The sequence below is a fragment of the Pedobacter sp. P26 genome, assembly GCF_050632135.1.
GTDB lineage: Bacteria > Bacteroidota > Bacteroidia > Sphingobacteriales > Sphingobacteriaceae > Pedobacter.
Map to the genome: position 1 here is coordinate 1,979,894 of NZ_CP192574.1, position 17,325 is coordinate 1,997,218.

General features: G+C 39.2%; 11 protein-coding genes and 1 pseudogene. 8 read left to right on the plus strand and 4 right to left on the minus strand.

The window, feature by feature from the left end; genetic code table 11:
- Positions 1-185 precede the first annotated feature (185 nt).
- A complete protein-coding gene (gene mnmD / locus ACQ86H_RS09130) occupies positions 186-860 on the minus strand; it encodes a tRNA (5-methylaminomethyl-2-thiouridine)(34)-methyltransferase MnmD (RefSeq protein WP_431294579.1) in 675 nt (224 codons plus the stop codon).
- Positions 861-1,079: 219 nt separating this feature from the next.
- Here mnmD and ACQ86H_RS09135 point away from each other — a divergent pair, with 219 nt between their 5' ends.
- Complete coding sequence (locus ACQ86H_RS09135) at positions 1,080-1,418, plus strand: MmcQ/YjbR family DNA-binding protein (RefSeq protein WP_138822241.1); 339 nt, start codon at positions 1,080-1,082, stop codon at positions 1,416-1,418.
- A gap of 41 nt (positions 1,419-1,459) precedes the next feature.
- Here ACQ86H_RS09135 and ACQ86H_RS09140 read toward each other — a convergent pair whose 3' ends face one another.
- From ACQ86H_RS09140 to ACQ86H_RS09150, 3 genes are all read right to left on the minus strand, one after another.
- Positions 1,460-1,924 carry a DinB family protein gene (locus tag ACQ86H_RS09140; RefSeq protein WP_431294580.1) on the minus strand — a complete coding sequence of 155 codons (465 nt, stop codon included), beginning with the start codon at positions 1,922-1,924 and terminating at the stop codon, positions 1,460-1,462.
- Positions 1,925-1,947: 23 nt separating this feature from the next.
- Positions 1,948-2,748: a DUF2625 domain-containing protein gene (locus ACQ86H_RS09145; RefSeq protein WP_210419374.1), complete on the minus strand. Its 801-nt coding sequence runs from the start codon at positions 2,746-2,748 to the stop codon at positions 1,948-1,950.
- Between the two features lie 514 nt (positions 2,749-3,262).
- Positions 3,263-5,296, minus strand: coding sequence for a M13 family metallopeptidase (locus ACQ86H_RS09150; protein ID WP_431294581.1), 2,034 nt, complete (start codon positions 5,294-5,296; stop codon positions 3,263-3,265).
- A 346-nt stretch (positions 5,297-5,642) separates the two neighbouring features.
- Between ACQ86H_RS09150 and ACQ86H_RS09155 the strand changes: the two genes are divergently transcribed.
- The 7 genes and pseudogenes from ACQ86H_RS09155 (at position 5,643) to ACQ86H_RS09185 (ending at position 16,935) form a co-directional block, all read left to right on the plus strand.
- Positions 5,643-7,625, plus strand: coding sequence for a heavy metal translocating P-type ATPase (locus ACQ86H_RS09155; protein WP_138822235.1), 1,983 nt, complete (start codon positions 5,643-5,645; stop codon positions 7,623-7,625).
- A gap of 139 nt (positions 7,626-7,764) precedes the next feature.
- The gene (locus ACQ86H_RS09160) at positions 7,765-8,397 is read left to right on the plus strand and encodes a Uma2 family endonuclease (protein WP_431294582.1); all 633 of its coding nucleotides are present in this window, start codon (positions 7,765-7,767) and stop codon (positions 8,395-8,397) included.
- Between the two features lie 44 nt (positions 8,398-8,441).
- Positions 8,442-8,948 carry a Uma2 family endonuclease gene (locus ACQ86H_RS09165; RefSeq protein WP_431294583.1) on the plus strand — a complete coding sequence of 169 codons (507 nt, stop codon included), beginning with the start codon at positions 8,442-8,444 and terminating at the stop codon, positions 8,946-8,948.
- 398 nt (positions 8,949-9,346) lie between these two features.
- Positions 9,347-12,012: pseudogene (locus ACQ86H_RS09170) on the plus strand (valine--tRNA ligase).
- A gap of 773 nt (positions 12,013-12,785) precedes the next feature.
- On the plus strand, positions 12,786-14,141 hold the full coding sequence (locus tag ACQ86H_RS09175; protein ID WP_431294584.1) for a Gfo/Idh/MocA family protein: 1,356 nt from the start codon (positions 12,786-12,788) through the stop codon (positions 14,139-14,141).
- A 96-nt stretch (positions 14,142-14,237) separates the two neighbouring features.
- On the plus strand, positions 14,238-15,602 hold the full coding sequence (locus tag ACQ86H_RS09180; protein ID WP_431294585.1) for a 3-keto-disaccharide hydrolase: 1,365 nt from the start codon (positions 14,238-14,240) through the stop codon (positions 15,600-15,602).
- A 139-nt stretch (positions 15,603-15,741) separates the two neighbouring features.
- On the plus strand, positions 15,742-16,935 hold the full coding sequence (locus ACQ86H_RS09185) for a Gfo/Idh/MocA family protein (protein WP_431294586.1): 1,194 nt from the start codon (positions 15,742-15,744) through the stop codon (positions 16,933-16,935).
- Positions 16,936-17,325 lie beyond the last annotated feature (390 nt).

Consider the following 17,325-nt stretch of genomic DNA (forward strand, 5'->3'; position numbering starts at 1 on the left):
ATTCTAACAATTTTAGATTATACTGGTTTTAACAGGCGGTCTAAATTATGTCAAAATGATATCGTTGGTTAACCGCAAAGTGCGCAAAGAGGAAGGGGCAGAGGGCATAAAGTTGGGGAACTATTCTTATGCAATGCAATCTTCGGACTTTCTGACCTCAGACTTTCTCCATCATCCATCTTCCATCATCCATTTTCCATCCCTTTAATCGCCCTAAGCATTTCTCTTTTTCCGGGGGCGCCGGGTAATTTTTCGATGGTAAATCCGCAGGCTTTAATGGCCCTTTTTAGTTTCCCGGTAATGGCGTAGGTAACAAAAGTTCCGCCAGGTTTTAAGAAACTGCAGGCATGTGCAATAATTTCATCGCTCCACATTTCGGGCTGGTGCTGTACAGAAAATGCATCATAATAAATCAGGTCAAATTTTTGGTCACCGCTGTATTCGGCCAATGTAGTATGTGGAATTTCTAACGAGCAAAGCGAAGTTAATTTCTTGGGTGCTTTTAATGCTTCCGGGTAATTTGAAATAAAATCAGCCCATATTTTTTCAGGAACATACGCTGCATAACCAGTCTGCTCAATTATAGCTGTAGTAAGCGGAAAGGCTTCAATGCTGGTATAGTTAAGGTTAATGTTATTTTCCGCACAATATTCGAAACTTAAAATAAAGTTCAATCCGGTGCCGAAACCAACTTCCAAAATGGAAATTTCAGCTTGGTTAGTGGAAGCGAATTTCAAACCTGCATCAATAAACACGTGTTTGCTTTCTTGCAGAGCACCATGTTTACTATGGTAATGTTCGCCTATGGTTTCATTATAAAGTGTATTAGATCCATCGGCAGTAGGCATTATAATATTCATGAGCTAGGATTTTAAGGATTCTTGGATTTCAAGATTATGACGCAAATATAGAAGATATAGTATTAATATGATTTTTGGATTTGGGGATAAATTAGCGACAGATAGGGTAGGTAAGTTAATCAGCTTTAATCTTCGGACTTCGGACTCCCGACCTCTGACTTTTTCTCTTCCGGCTTTAATCTTTTGTTATTAGCTTTGGTCTTACCCTAAACCCTAAATATGGATATCGAATCGTTCAGAGAATATTGTTTGAGTTTACCCGGCACTACAGAAGGTATGAAATGGGAACATCTGTGTTTTATGATAGAAGAGAAAATCTATGTGATTATTGCTATTGATGAGGGTAATCGTTTTTCTATCAAATGCAATCCGGATGAATTTGAGGAACTCGCTGCCCGAGATGGCATTGCCCAGGCTTACCACATGGCCAAAAGACAATGGATCCAGATCGAAAACTTAGAGGTTTTAAATGATAAAGAGTTGAAAAGCAGGGTGGCCGATTCGAGGGCAATGGTTTTAGCTAAATTACCGAAGAAAACGCAGGCAAAGTATGCTTAAATTTTTCCAATTGAGAGGTGGATTATCTTCAATGCAACTTTCTATACTAATTTCTTTAAGGCCATGATGTAGCCGATGTGCATCCCCTCATGGAAAGGGATAAAATTTATCGCATCTTCTATGGAGTTTAATTTCATGCCATAACGTTTGTCCCAGGGATCGAACTTTAGAAAGATCCTACTACTATAATCTGTCGCCAAACGGTCCATACTATTTAAAAGTACGTTGAAAATGGAGGCGATTTCTCCCTTTTCTATAAATTTAACTGGTTTTGTTCCACTTAAAAATGGAGTGAAATATTTTTCTTCAACGGTTACCGTTAATCCCGATCTAACATAACACAGGTTTTGCTGTGCAGCGGTTAAATGGGCAATATTCCAGATGATGTTATTGTTAAAACCTGCGGGGATTTTGTTTAACTGCTCTGTGGTTAAGTCTTTTACCAATTCCAGAATAAAAGCCCTGGTATTTTTGATCTGGATAATGGTTGCAGGTGTGTTAGTCATGTAATTATTTTATAGACAGCAACTTACTGCTCGTTTTTAGTTTCTTCCTTTTTGGTTTCGTCTTTTTTTATGCCTTTGTCTGCATTCAGTTCTTTCGACTTCATAATATTAAAACGGTACATTTCTTCAATCCCAACAAGTTTTCGTGTACATTTTTCAATATCAGTACCTTCCTCCCATAAATAAGGACGGAAACTATAGGTTTTGGTACCATCCAAATTGGCAATAAATTGATTCCAGCTGCTCCAGCGTAATCCTTTATAAAATTTAGAAAGATCACTGTCGAAACAAAAAACAAGGAATTCGCCATAACCAGCTCCAAGCGGTTGCCAGGTTAGACTGTTTGGTTCAAGGTAATATACATTTTTGATGTCTTTGCCCAGACCGCCGTAATTAATAGCAAAGAAACCACCTACCGCATCATCGGCAATTAAAAGGTAGGGAATGTTATCGCCATATTCTTTTAAGGTTTTTCCTTTGTTCCAATCAGCAACATTTCTGCTCAATCTTTCGCTGCCCGAACCTAAAATTCTAATCCAGCCGTTATCAACTATAATGCCGCCGGTATTGTAGATTACCGAACCAAGTGTGGCATAGGTCGTCATTTGCGAGTGATATAAAACCTCTTTTGCCTTAGCCGAATCTACAGGCAATACTTCGACCTTATTTTTAGCAGAATCGATCCATTTCTTTACCAATGGCCAGGCAGGATCTGTTTTATTGATTAATTTATCAATGCTGATCAATTTATTTTCCTGAGCAAAACCTGCTAAAGAAAATAAAGTTAAACCAAGGATTAAAAGGAAGTTAATTGGGCTTTTCATGGAAAGGATACTTATGTTTTTTCAAAGATAGAATGATAATTAGGAATTGCCGAAAGGAGTTACATTAATTTTGATTTGGAAGAAAATTGAGCTTAATTGTTGATTCGTGAAGATACGAACCAAGGCGGTGGGTAATCGTGCAGTCAGATGTTACCATTCCCTAGATTCGTTTAATAACTTAAAACTGATTAATGGTAGAATTGAATTGATAATTCTACAAGTGCCGGATGGTAACATCCAACACCACAGTTAATAAAAATTGATTAATCGTGGAGTTGAATTGATAATTTTGGCAGATGTCAGATGGTAACACCTTACACCACCCCCGAGACCCTACTTATAAAACAAAACGTCCCGAAAATGATCGGGACGTTCGTAATATAGGGATGATATAAATAATTAAATTTTAAAGTTGAGGGCAGAAAAACTTAAAACCTTAAGCCTTCCATCTCAATTAAAACTATCGGGGTGGAAAAGCCTTACACCCTCAACCTTCCAGCCTTCAATCTCAAATCTACCACATTCTAATCCTGTCTTCTGGTTTTTTATATAGTTTATCGCCAGGTTTAACATCAAAAGCATTGTACCATGCATCCATATTTACAGGTGCACCAATGGTACGGTATGGGCCTGGAGAATGCGGATCTGTTTTAATGAGCTGAGCAGCACTTTCGGGTAAAATATTACCCCTCCATACTTGTGCCCAGGCCAGGAAGAAACGCTGATCTGGTGTAAAACCATCAATTTTCTCATTGCTTTGACCTTGTTTGGTCATTTTGAAAGCAGTATAAGCGGCATTTAAACCTCCTAAATCGCCAATGTTTTCACCCATGGTTAATTTACCAATTACATGGACCGTATCTAATACGGTATAAGCATCAAATTGCTCGCCTAAAGCTTTTGTTTTAGCGTCAAATTTAACTTTGTCTTCAGCTGTCCACCAGTTTTTTAAGTTGCCGGCAGCATCATATTGGCTTCCGCTGTCATCAAAACCATGGCTCATTTCGTGACCAATTACAGCGCCTATACCACCATAATTAACAGCATCATCAGCATTAGGGTCGAAGAAAGGAAACTGTAAAATACCAGCAGGGAAAACAATTTCGTTCAGTGTAGGGCTATAGTAAGCATTAACCGTTGGAGGTGTCATACCAAAACGTTTGCGGTCAACAGGCTTACCTAACTGATCAATCATTTCATTATAGCCCCAAACACTTGCATTGCGTAAGTTTTGGAAATAAGTATCCTTATTAATAACTAAACCATCGTAGTTTTTCCATTTTTCCGGATAACCCACTTTTGGTGTAAATGCATGTAATTTAGCTAGTGCCTTTTGTTTGGTCTCAGGGCTCATCCATTCTAAACCATTAATTCTGATTTCGAATGCTTTACGCAAGTTCACAATCATCTGGTTCATACGTTCTTTAGCTTCAGGCTTAAAATATTTGGCCACGTAGAGCTGACCTAATAATTCGCCAATAGTACCATCTGTTAAAGATGACATGCGTTGCCAGCGTGGTGTTTGTACTTTCTGACCTGTTTGAGCCTGTGTAAAAGCGAAACTCGCCTTAACAAACGGAGAACTTAAACTAGAAGCCGAACCTTTTAAAATATTCCACTCCAGATAAGTTTGCCAATCGCTAACCGGAACTGATTTCAACATGCCATCCAGGCTTGCCATAAATTTAGGCGAAGAAACCAGAACAGTATCTTGATTTTTGATTTTGAACTTAGGCAAATAAGTTGTCCAGTTAATATCTGGTGTTTTCTGGTTCAGCTCGGCAACGGTAAGCTTGTTATAGGTTGCGTAAGGATCGCGCATTTCTAAACGGCTCATCTGCGCTTCAGCGAATTGCTTTTCAATTTTATAAACGGTTGCTGCTTTTTGTTTTGCTTCTTCCGGTGTACTTCCCGTTAAGGTAAATAAAGTAACCATATAAGTATTGTAAGCCTCGCGGATCTTAACACTGCGTGTATCATCTTTCAGGTAATAATCGCGATCGGGAAGTGTTGTGCCTCCCTGACTAATATTCACCATATATTTGTTTACATTCTTGCGGTCCTGGCCAACGCCCAAGCCAAACATTCCGCCACCCAAACCATTGGTTCGCATGTAAGCCACCTGATCCAGCACACCTTGAATGTTTTTAATTTGCTTAATTTTTGTTAAATCGGCTTTTATTGGCGTATAACCAAATTTTTCAATGGTCGCACTATCCATAGCGGCCGTGTAAAAATCGCCAACCCTACGCTTAACCGAACCTGCAGGTGCAGATTTGTCAGCTGCTGCATCTTCTACTAAAGATTTAACAGCATTGATATTGAAATCGCGAAGTTCGTTAAATGAACCCCAGCGAGTTTCTTTAGCAGGAACAGGATTGTTTTTTATCCACGTGCCGCTTGCATAGGTGTAGAAATCGTCGCCTGGCTTAACGGAAAGATCCATGTTGGCAGGGTCGATAAATTTTTTAGTTTGTGCACTTGCAGAAAAGCCGGCAGCGACTATACCCAGCGCTGCAAAACATCTTTTCAAATTTTGGTATTTCATTCGCTTAATAAGTTAATAATGATGCGAAATTTATGAAATACTACTTAATACTGGTGTTATATATTAAGAATATTACTTGTTAAACCAGTAGTATATTTTTGCTAAACCAAGCCGCCTGATAAGTTCAGATGCTGAAAAAGAAATTTTAATAGATTTCATGATTTTAAATCTTTTATACCACTATTAACATTTTTTAACAAAATTTATTGTGCGCTTGTAAAAATTATTGCTATTAAGAATGATTCGGGATAAAACATTTTATTTTCCATAAATTTGAAAACGGTTATCTAACCTGCGAGGTTTTATCGTTAATAATAAAAATGATTTTTAGCATACTATAAATATAATGAGCCACTCACACGATAAAGAAGATAGCTGTTGCAGCAGTAAAGTACATTCCGAACCAAAACATAACCATGATCACGAACATGAAGAAGGTGACGAACATGACCACGACCATGGTGGAGATCCATCAGCTTTTAAAACGTATTTGCCAGCTATCGTAACATTGGTTATGTTGCTGATTGGAATCGCGTTTGATAACCTGTTTACGGTTCCTGTATTTCAGATCATTCGCCCTTATTGGTATATCGTGGCTTATTTACCTGTGGGCATCCCGGTTTTACGCGAAGTTTGGGAAACTTTTAAAGCCAAAGATTTCTTTACCGAGTTTTCTTTAATGTCTATTGCTACCATTGGTGCTTTTGCTATTGGTGAATATCCTGAAGGCGTAACGGTGATGCTTTTCTACACTATTGGCGAGTTGTTTCAAATGGCTGCGGTAAACCGTGCCAAAAGGAATATTAAAGCATTACTTGATGTTCGTGCAGATGTAGCGCATGTATTCCGTAATGGAAAATACGAAGATATTAATCCCGAAAAGGTAGAAATTGGCGAAACAATACAGGTAAAGGCTGGTGAGAAAATCCCCTTAGATGGAGAACTGATCAGCGATAAAAGCAGTTTTAACACTGCTGCTTTAACGGGCGAGAGCAAACCGCGTACAATTAATAAGGGCGAATCGATTTTGGCAGGGATGCTTAATCTGGATAAAGTAGTCGAAGTCAAAGTGACCAAAGCTTTTGCCGACAGTGCATTATCCCGCATTTTGGAAATGGTTCAAAATGCCACTACGCGCAAAGCCAAAACCGAACTTTTTATTCGCAAGTTTGCGAAAATATATACCCCAATTGTTTTCTTTTTAGCCCTCGCGCTGGTTACTATCCCAATTTTAGTTTTAGGAAACGAATATCATTTCCAAACCTGGTTGTATCGTTCGCTGGTTTTTCTGGTTATATCTTGTCCATGTGCACTGGTCATTTCTATTCCATTGGGTTATTTTGGCGGAATCGGTGCGGCATCGGCAAATGGCATTCTTTTTAAAGGCTCTAATTTCCTTGATTTAATTACCAAACTGAATGTTGTTGTAATGGACAAAACTGGAACCTTAACAAAAGGTGTTTTCAATGTTCAGAAAGTAGAAAGCAATATTGATGAAACAGATTTTTTAAACTTCTTAACGGCTGTAGAAGCCAAATCTACCCACCCAATTGCGAAGGCTATCGTAAAATATGGAGGTCAGAAAGAAATTCATCCTGCAGAAAACATCGAGGAAATTGCTGGAATGGGTTTAAAGGGCCAGGTTAATGGTAAAGAGGTTTTAGCAGGTAATGTTAAACTTTTGGAGAAATTTAATATTGATTTTGAGCCTGAGATTGCGACGATAGAAGAAAGTATCGTGGTTGTTGCTGTCGACCAGAAATATGTTGGTTATGTTCTGATTGCAGATGAAATAAAAGAAGATGCTGCCGAAGCTATCAAACAGCTTCACGAAAACGGAATAAAACAGGTTGTGATGTTAAGTGGTGATAAAATCTCAATTGTTAAAAATGTAGCCTCGGGTTTAGGAATTGATACTTATTTTGGGGATTTATTGCCTGAAGATAAAGTTGCCAGACTGGAAGCCATTAAAAGCGACAAAAGTAAGGTGGTGGCCTTTGTGGGAGATGGAATTAACGATACACCGGTATTAGCAATCAGCGATATTGGTATTGCCATGGGCGCAATGGGTAGCGATGCTGCGATCGAAACAGCAGACGTAGTGATTCAAACCGATCAACCTTCTAAAATTGCAACCGCGGTTAAAATAGGTAAGGCAACCAAAAATGTTGTGATCCAGAATATTGTATTGGCATTTGCTGTAAAAGCAATTGTCTTAATTTTAGGGGCAGGAGGTATAGCAACCATGTGGGAGGCGGTTTTTGCCGACGTTGGTGTGGCACTTCTGGCTATTTTAAATGCGGTGAGAATTCAGAAGATGAAGTTTTAGTACATTTATACTTTTACCATTAAAAAATTGAGATACTTGGGGAATGGCCTAAAACTTAATGTCCTTAATTTCTTGATGGTAAGTATGATATGTTGAAAAATTGAAAGTCGGATTACTATAAAAATTAGTATATTTGATTATGTCTGAACCTGTTCCATATCCTGTTTTAAGCGATGATGAGCCTGTCATGCAGTTCAATGAGCTTGATGCGTCTTTAACTTATAGTTATTCTAACTATTTAAACTGGCTTTTTCCTGAAAGAGTAGAACTGATTAAAGGTAAAATCTTTAAGATGAGTCCTGCACCTTCAAGCGTTCATCAGGAAGTTATTGGAAACATATTTCTTAAGCTAGGAAATTTTCTAAAAAAGCAACCTTGTAAAGTTTACATATCGCCATTTGATGTTCGTTTTACAAAGGAAAGTCGCCATGATAAAGCTATTTTTACGGTTTTACAACCAGATATCTGTGTGATTTGTGACAGAAGCAAAATTGATGCCCGTGGTTGTATCGGTGCGCCCGATCTGGTTGTCGAGGTTTTGTCTCCGGGAAATACCCGAATGGAACTGCTTAATAAGTACCGTGTTTATGAAGAATTCGGCGTTAAAGAATATTGGGTGGTGAGCCAAAGTGATCAAAGCATTTTGATCTACACCTTAAATGAGATGGGTAAATTCCAACCCTCTAAAATATTTACCCTAAGCGAAAAAATTACGTCAACTGTATTGCCAGGTTTTGAATTGGCCTTGGATGATGTTTTTGAGGATTTATAAATCCTTAAATATGTTTTGATTACTAATTTTTAGAATATTCGTTTATGTCTGAACCTGTTCCATATCCTGTTTTAAACGATGATGAACCTGTAAGGCAGTTCAATGAACTTGATGCATCGTTAACTTATAGCTATTCTAACTATTTAAACTGGCTTTTCCCTGAAAGGGTAGATCTGATTGAGGGTAAAATATTTAAAATGAGTCCTGCGCCATCAAGGGTGCACCAGGGTGTTTCTATTAACTTGTTAAATCCAATAATTAATTTTTTAAAAGGTAAACCCTGTAAGGTTTATGCAGTACCCTTTGATGTCCGTTTTCCAGAAGAAAGTAAAGCTGATAAAGATGTATTTACTGTTCTCCAACCAGATATCTGTGTGATTTGTGATAGAAGCAAACTCGATGCCCGTGGCTGTATCGGTGCGCCTGATCTGGTAGTTGAAATTTTATCACCGGGCAATACCAAAATGGAATTGCTTCATAAATACCGTGTTTATGAAGAATTCGGCGTTAAAGAATATTGGGTGGTGAGCCAAAGTGATCAAGCATTTTGATATATACCCTAAATGAGATGGGTAAATTCCAACCCTCTAAAATATTCACCTTAAGCGAAAAAATTACGTCAAATGTATTGCCAGGTTTTGAATTGGCATTAGATGATGTTTTTGATGACGTAGAGTAATCGTTTAATAAAACTTCATCATAGTTCTTGTTTTGCAAGAACCAATTTTTCTAAATCTGATTGACGTGGTAGCTCACGACTCCACATCGGGACTACAAACAAAAAGCAGGGCCAAATCAAAATACGCACCTGCTTTCCAAAAACTAACACGCATATCTTTTACATACACTCATCTGAAGTTCACCTGCATTAGTCTTTCAGTTTTCCATTTGCCTGGGCTTTGGGCTTTCAGCTTAATTAGCTATTTTTGGGCTTTTATAACAATTTTTCATGAGCATTTCCACCAAGTACAATCCTGCAGAAACAGAAGATAAATGGTATAGCTATTGGCTATCTAAAAAGTTTTTTCATTCAGAACCTGATGAGCGCGAACCTTACACCATTGTAATTCCGCCACCAAACGTCACGGGTGTACTGCACATGGGGCACATGCTCAACAATACTATTCAGGATGTATTGATCCGTAAAGCCCGTATGCAAGGCAAAAATGCATGTTGGGTACCCGGAACTGATCATGCCTCTATTGCAACCGAAGCAAAGGTTGTGGCGATGTTAAAAGAACAGGGCATCAATAAAAAGATCTCTCGCGTGAGGAATTTCTGAAATATGCCTGGGAATGGAAAGAGAAATACGGCGGTATTATTTTAGAGCAGTTAAAGAAATTGGGCGCTAGCTGCGATTGGGACCGTACCCGTTTCACCATGGAAGAAGATCTTTCTGAAGCGGTTATTGATTCATTTATCCATTTATACAAAAAAGGCTGGATTTACCGTGGTATCCGTATGGTTAACTGGGATCCTGCTGGTAAAACAGCTGTTTCTGATGAAGAAGTGATCCGTAAGGAAGTAAACCAGAAATTATATTACATTAAATACCTGATTTCGGGAACGGACGATCAGTTTTTAACAATAGCGACTACGCGTCCGGAGACGATTATGGCCGACGCTGCCATCTGTATCAACCCGAACGACGAGCGTTTTGTACACTTAAAAGGCAAAAAAGTTTTTGTGCCTCTGGTTAATCACGAAATTCCGGTTATTGAAGATGAATATGTAGATATTGAATTTGGAACAGGCTGTTTAAAAGTTACACCAGCACACGATTTAAACGATTATGAACTGGGTGTTAAGCATAATTTACCGGTTACCGATATCTTAAACGACGATGGAACTTTAAACGAACTGGCCGTTATTTTGGTGGGTGAAGACAGATTTGTTGCCCGTAAGAAAATTGCCAAAATGCTGGAAGAAGCTGGCCATTTAGAGAAAGTGGAGGATTATAAATCGCAGGTTGGTTTCTCTGAACGTACCGATGCCGCTATCGAACCAAAACTTTCGATGCAATGGTTTGTAAAGATGAAAGAAATGGCGCAACCTGCTTTGGATGATGTTTTGAAAGGCGAAGTAAACCTGATCCCGAATAAATTTGAAAATACATACCGTCATTGGATGGAAAATGTGCGCGACTGGAACATTAGTCGCCAGTTATGGTGGGGACAGAGAATCCCGGCCTGGTACGACGATAAAGGAAACTGGGTAGTAGCCAAAACTAAAGATGAGGCCTTAGAAGAATTCTGGAAGAAAAAACATTTGGACGAAAGTTGTTCGGATGCTGAAAAAGCAGGGTTCAAACATCAGTTAGAGCCGTTTTTAAGACAGGATGATGATGTAATGGATACCTGGTTTTCATCATGGTTATGGCCAATTTCGGTTTTCGATGGCTTTAAAAACCCTGAAAATAAAGATATCAATTATTATTACCCAACCAATGATCTGGTTACCGCGCCGGAAATTTTATTCTTTTGGGTGGCACGTATGATTATGGCCGGACATGAGTTTATGGGCAAAAAACCATTTACCAATGTGTATTTAACGGGTATTGTGCGTGATAAATTAGGCCGTAAAATGTCTAAATCGCTGGGTAACTCACCAGACCCGATTGGATTGATTGAAAAATACGGTGCTGATGCGGTTCGTGTGGGGATGTTAATGTCTTCACCTGCTGGTAACGATTTAATGTTCGATGAAAGCTATTGCGAACAGGGACGTAATTTTGCCAGCAAAATCTGGAATGCTTTCCGTTTGGTAAAAGGATGGGAAGTTGATGAAAACCTGGTTAACCCTAATGCTCGGGCCATATCCTGGTTCGAAAACCGCTTTAACGAAGCTTTGGTAGAGATTGAGGCTAACTTTAAGCAATACCGCCTATCAGAAGCATTAATGATCACTTACAAACTGGTTTGGGATGATTTCTGTGCCTGGTATTTAGAAATGGTTAAACCTGCTTATCAACAGCCGATTGATGCGGAGAGTTACAAAGCAACTATTGCGTTCTTCGAAAATATCATCAAGTTATTGCATCCTAATATGCCTTTTATTACTGAAGAGTTATGGCATGATGATTTGTTTGCCGATCGTGGTGAACTGGATTGCTGTATTGTAGCCGAATTTCCGAAAGGCGGAACTTTTGATGAGCAATTATTGAAAGATGCCGAGGTAATTAAAACTGTGGTGGCCGAAATTAGAAATGTAAGAAACCAGAAGCAGATTTCGCCTAAAGAAGCGTTGCCGTTAAGCATTAAGGTAAATTCTGATCTTGATTACGAAAAATGGCTAAATATCGTTTTTAAACTGGCCAATGTATCAGAAGCGGAGATTGTAAACGATAAAATTGTTGGTGCAACAGCTTTTATGGCAGGTAAAGATGAATTCTTTATTCCATTAACCGAAAACGTTGATGTAGAGGCTGAACGTGAGCGTTTAAATGCCGATTTAGTATATTTACAGGGCTTTTTAAAGTCGGTTGATGCTAAACTGGGTAACGAACGGTTTGTCCAGAATGCAAAACCCGAAATTATTGCCAATGAACGCAATAAAAAAGCCGACGCTGAAGCAAAAATCAAAATTATTGAAGAAAGTTTAGCGGTTTTAGGCTAATAATAATCTCACAGACCTATAAGGTTTTTAAAACCTTATAGGTCTTAAATAAGAGACTGTCTCATAAATTGTAATTCAATCGAATTTGTCACGTTGAGCCTGTCGAAACGCCTTTTAAGATACTTAAAAACCGACAAGTTATCATTGACATTATTTCACAATCTTCGAATCAGCATTTTAACCGATTTCGCATTTCCATCCAGCTAGGCCATAGCACAGTATCCCCGTTCTACTTAAATCCGGCCTAACAAATTTTTCGGGCTGCACTGTTCTGTCTGAACAACTGGCTTCAAAAGAAAACGGCGAAGCCCTCATGAATGCAGCTAAAAGTTATAAACAACAAATGAATAAATTTTCAGCCGGCATTTTATTAATGGTTGTCTATTGTTTTTATCTGTATTAATGAGCTCGGCAATGCCTCGGTTTTGTTTCTTTTTAATGCCAAAAAGAAAGAGCCCCTCGGCGGCGGCGAGCCGAGGCAAGACCGTGGTGTATGGCAAAAGAAATCAATTATACGTCTCTAATATTGATTTTTATTAAATAAATTATCCCTCAGGAGGACAATTCCATATTTATGATACAGATTCTTTTTCATCCATTCCCCTCTTAATTCTCACATTTTCCATCTTCATTCCATATCTTCTGTTTCCTTTCTAAATTGTTACCAAAGCTCACTTTTTTATTAAACTAAAAATCCTAATTTGGGTGCTGTTAAACGCCTTATAAATCGTTTAATTCATAAGCTTCTAACCTTATTTAAACCGTGTTATTCTATGGAAAATTCCAGAAGAAAATTTATTAAACAATCAGCAGTATTTGCTGCAGCAACCTATGTGGGTACCATGGGCATGAGCGCTAAAAGTTATGGCCGTATTATCGGCGCTAACGATAGGGTACGCGTGGGGGTTGTTGGATTTTCTGATCGCTTTAAAGACACCCTTTTGCCTTGCTTCCTGAATCACAACAAGGAGCTGAACTTCGATATTGTAGGCCTTTCTGATTTGTGGAACTACCGTAGAGATTTAGGAATTGCCCATTTAAAAGAAAAATTTGGTCATGATATTAAAGCCTGCCGTAACAACGATGAGCTTTATGCTACAAAAGATCTTGATGCCGTAATTATCAGTACCGCCGATTTTCAGCATGCACTTCATACCGTCGAGGCTGTAAAGGCCAATTGCGATGCGTATGTAGAAAAGCCTTTTGCCGAAACCATGGACGATGCCAAAGCTGCATTTAAAGCCGTTAAGGCCAGCAAGCAGATTGTGCAAATTGGCTCGCAAAGAAGAAGTGGCGAAAATTATATCAATGCAGCAAAATTTATACAGGATGGAAAATTCGGGCCGATAACTGCTGTAGATTTAGTGTGGAATGTAAACCAGCCAGGCAGATGGCGCAGGCCAGATTTGGTGGCTAAATTGAAAGAAGAAGATATTGATTGGAAAAGGTTTTTGTTAAACCGTCCAAATGAAGCGTTTGATCCGAGAAAATATTTAGAATATAGATTATTCTGGCCCTATTCGTCAGGGATGCCCGGGCAATGGATGAGTCATCAGATTGATACCGTGCATTGGTTTACCAATTTAAAACATCCGCGAAGTGTAGTGGCAAATGGTGGTATTTACACCTGGAAAGATGGCCGTAGAAACTGGGATTCGATGGTTGCTGTATTCGATTATGGCCAGCCAGATACTACCGATGGTTTCCAGGTTACTTTTACTTCGAGGATGCAGAACAGTGTGGGCGATGTAGGCGAGGTTTATTACTCGAATGGTGGCGAGCTCAACCTGATTACCAATAAAGTTTCGCCAAAAGGAGGTTTAAGGGAAAAAGAAGCCGCAGCCATGGGATTGAAGGCTAATCTTTTGCCTGAATTTGATTTAAGTAAAACCGAAATTAAAGCCGCAACAGGTGCCAATATGGGCGGTGATGGATTAACCTCTGGCCACATGCGTAACTGGATGGAATGTGTGCGTAGCCGTAAAACACCAAACGCACCTGTGGAAGCGGGTTATTCGCATTCTATTGCCAATATCATGACCAATGCTGCGGTACGCACGGGTGCAAAAGCAGTTTTCGATGAAAGCAGACAAGAAGTAATCGCAAACGGAAAAGTATTTAAATATTAACCTATTCAAATTGTACAATACGCTTTATGCCCAGTAGAACACTTGCTTAAGATGTTCTCAAGTGGCTTAGGTGGTTAAAATAATAGAAAACCTATCATGTTAAATATCAAAAAATATAGTATTCTAGCCCTTTCCCTGATCAGCCTATCGGCCGCTGCCCAAAAAGCAAGACCATTGTTTGACGGTAAAACACTAACGGGTTGGAAAGCCGTTGCAGGTGCAGCACCTTATAAAGTTGAAGATGGGATGATTGTGGGGACCATGACCAAAGGCACACCAAATTCGTTCTTAATCACCGAAAAAGAATATGGCGATTTCATTTTAGAACTGGATGTGAAACTGGAAGGCGAAACCACCAATTCTGGCATCCAGACCCGTAGTCATATTAAACCAGAAGGAAATAATGGTAAAGGATTGGTTTTTGGCAGGCAGGTAGAACTAGACCCTACACCAAGAGCATGGACAGGTGGAATTTACGACGAAGCCAGAAGATTGTGGCTATATCCTCTGGAACTTAATCCAGCGGCAAAACCTTTGTACAAAAGGAATGCGTTTAACCATTACAAAATCGAATGTATTGGTAACGAAACCAAAACCTGGGTAAATGGAACGCCTGTGGCCTACGTGATCGATACCTTGGATAAATCTGGATTTATCGGTTTGCAGGTTCATGGCATTGGCAATAACCTCGATAATGATGGCAAGAAAGTGTATTTTAAAAACATTAACATTCAAACCGAAGGTTTAAAGGCTAAAGCTTTTCCTAAAGGAATTTATACGGTTAATTTAACCCCAAATACTTTATCTGCTTACGAAAAATCGGAAGGTTATAAACTATTATTCGATGGTAAAAGCAGTGCAGGTTGGGTTGGTGCTCATAAAACTGTTTTTCCTGCCAAAGGATGGAAAATTGCCGGTGGCGTAATCAGTGTGGAACCTTCGGGTGGTGCAGAATCGACCAATGGCGGCGATATTGTGACCAGGGATGAATATGCTGCTTTTGACTTGTCGTTCGAGTTTAAATTGACACCGGGAGCAAATAGCGGGTTGAAATATTTTGTTACACTGAGCGAAAATAACAAAGGTTCGGCCATTGGCCTGGAATACCAGGTTTTAGATGATGAATTGCACCCTGACGCAAAATTGGGCAGAGATGGAAACCGCACTTTGGCATCTTTATACGATTTAATGACTGCTAAAAAAGAAGCCCGTTACCTGCGCCCAATCGGTAGCTGGAACAATGGACGTTTGGTGGTTTATCCAGATAACAAAGTAGAACATTATTTAAACGGGGTTAAAGTGTTAGAATATACGCGTGGATCAGAAGAGTTTAAAAAATTGGTTGCCATTAGTAAATATAAAGATTGGAAAAACTTTGGCGAAGCACCAAAAGGACATATCCTGCTGCAGGATCATGGCAATAAAGTAGATTTCAGGACCATTAAAATCAAGAATTTATAAGTTTTTGATTTGAAAATAAGTGTAAAATAGCCTTGACAGTTTAACCACTGATGTACACGGATTTTATCTGTGTGCATCCTTTTTATCTGTGGTTAATGTTTTACCTGTAAAGAATAAAATATTATAATACCATTATATCATGCATCGTCGATCTTTTGTTAAAACATCAGCCTTAATAGGTTCCGGTTTATTTTTGGGCAATCAGGGGTTTGCAAATTTAGTAGCTGACGAAATCATTAATGTGGCCATGATCGGTTGTGGTGACCGTGGCAAAGGCGTTTTGTCGGTAATTAAATCTATGCCTGCAAAATATAATATCAAAGCTTATTGCGACCTGCTCGATTTTAGGCTTAAAGAGGCCGAAAAGTATGTTCCAGCCGATGCAAAGGCCATTAAAGATTACCACAAAGTTTTAGACGATAAAACAATCGACGCGGTTTTTATTGCTACACCTTTAAGCGAGCATTTCAAAATTGCCAAAGACGCGGTGCTGGCTGGCAAACATGTGTATGTAGAAAAAACCATGACATATAATATTGCCCAGGCGCTCGAACTTAAAAAACTGGTAAAAAAATATCCCAATCATGTTTTTCAGGTGGGGTATCAATACCGTTATTCGCCCCTATATTTTAAGGTGAAAGACATGATCCAAAGTGGTTATTTAGGTAAGGTTAGCCAAATCGATTGTCGTTGGGACCGTAATGGAAATTGGCGCAGGGCTGTTCCTGATCCTGCTTTAGAGCGCAAAATTAACTGGCGGATGTACAAGGAATATTCTGGCGGATTAGCGGCCGAACTCCTGTCGCACCAGATTGATTTTATCAACTGGGCTTTCGAAACCCAACCTGATGAAATTATGGGCTCGGGAGGCATAGATGTTTTTAAAGATGGCCGCGAAACTTATGATAACATACAAGCCATTCTGCGGTATAATGAAAAAGGCATGATTGGCAACTTCGGGGCCACTTGTGGCAATGCGCACGATGGTTACCTGTTTAAAATAAAGGGTACCAAAGGTTCGGTTTCTTTGCTTACCAATACCGGTTTATTTTATCCTGAAGAAAGTACAAAAAAAGAGCTGGGTATCGTTGATGGGGTAACCGGGGCGACAAAAATCGTGGTGAATAAAGATGGCGGAATCCCGATTTTAGATAAAGCCACCATTGATGGTACAAATTATGCGCTCGATGAATTTTATAAATCGATAATCACCAGGAAAGAACCCGCATCAAATATCAATACTGGAACCCAGGCGGCTATATGCGTGGCCATGTGTAACGAGGCGATTTATAGTGGTAATAAACAGGTTTGGAAGCCGGAGTATAGTGTTTAGATCATATTCTCTTTTGTCATTCTGAACGAAGTGAAGAATCTTTTTTCTATTGGTTGGTGCTTCAGTGAGAGAATTTTAATGCTCTTATTTTTTGGAAAGCAATTATTGTGGCTTGTTTTAAAGTAAGTCCTGCTTTTCATTACAAGTCCAACGCTGTGGGCTTTACATTTCAATCAGGTTTAAACCCCCAAGGCTTTTGCTGCTATTGAAGGTTGGATAGCATGATTCAGAAAGACACTATTCCTGCGTATTGCAACCCCTAATCTCCTTGCTGGCTGTGCCACCTAAACCCGATCAAAGCGGGATGCCAATTTTTTCAATTGGCAGAAGCGGGAGCAGGACTGAATAAACCTAAGTGTGGTGTTCCTGTTTTCCAAAAAAGAGCATTAC

Bases quoted from the DNA above. Each gene is read 5' to 3' on its own strand.
- mnmD (WP_431294579.1), bottom strand. From the start codon at position 860: ATGAATATTATAATGCCTACTGCCGATGGATCTAATACACTTTATAAT.
- ACQ86H_RS09135 (WP_138822241.1), top strand. From the start codon at position 1,080: ATGGATATCGAATCGTTCAGAGAATATTGTTTGAGTTTACCCGGCACT.
- ACQ86H_RS09140 (WP_431294580.1), bottom strand. From the start codon at position 1,924: ATGACTAACACACCTGCAACCATTATCCAGATCAAAAATACCAGGGCT.
- ACQ86H_RS09145 (WP_210419374.1), bottom strand. From the start codon at position 2,748: ATGAAAAGCCCAATTAACTTCCTTTTAATCCTTGGTTTAACTTTATTT.
- ACQ86H_RS09150 (WP_431294581.1), bottom strand. From the start codon at position 5,296: ATGAAATACCAAAATTTGAAAAGATGTTTTGCAGCGCTGGGTATAGTC.
- ACQ86H_RS09155 (WP_138822235.1), top strand. From the start codon at position 5,643: ATGAGCCACTCACACGATAAAGAAGATAGCTGTTGCAGCAGTAAAGTA.
- ACQ86H_RS09160 (WP_431294582.1), top strand. From the start codon at position 7,765: ATGTCTGAACCTGTTCCATATCCTGTTTTAAGCGATGATGAGCCTGTC.
- ACQ86H_RS09165 (WP_431294583.1), top strand. From the start codon at position 8,442: ATGTCTGAACCTGTTCCATATCCTGTTTTAAACGATGATGAACCTGTA.
- ACQ86H_RS09175 (WP_431294584.1), top strand. From the start codon at position 12,786: ATGGAAAATTCCAGAAGAAAATTTATTAAACAATCAGCAGTATTTGCT.
- ACQ86H_RS09180 (WP_431294585.1), top strand. From the start codon at position 14,238: ATGTTAAATATCAAAAAATATAGTATTCTAGCCCTTTCCCTGATCAGC.
- ACQ86H_RS09185 (WP_431294586.1), top strand. From the start codon at position 15,742: ATGCATCGTCGATCTTTTGTTAAAACATCAGCCTTAATAGGTTCCGGT.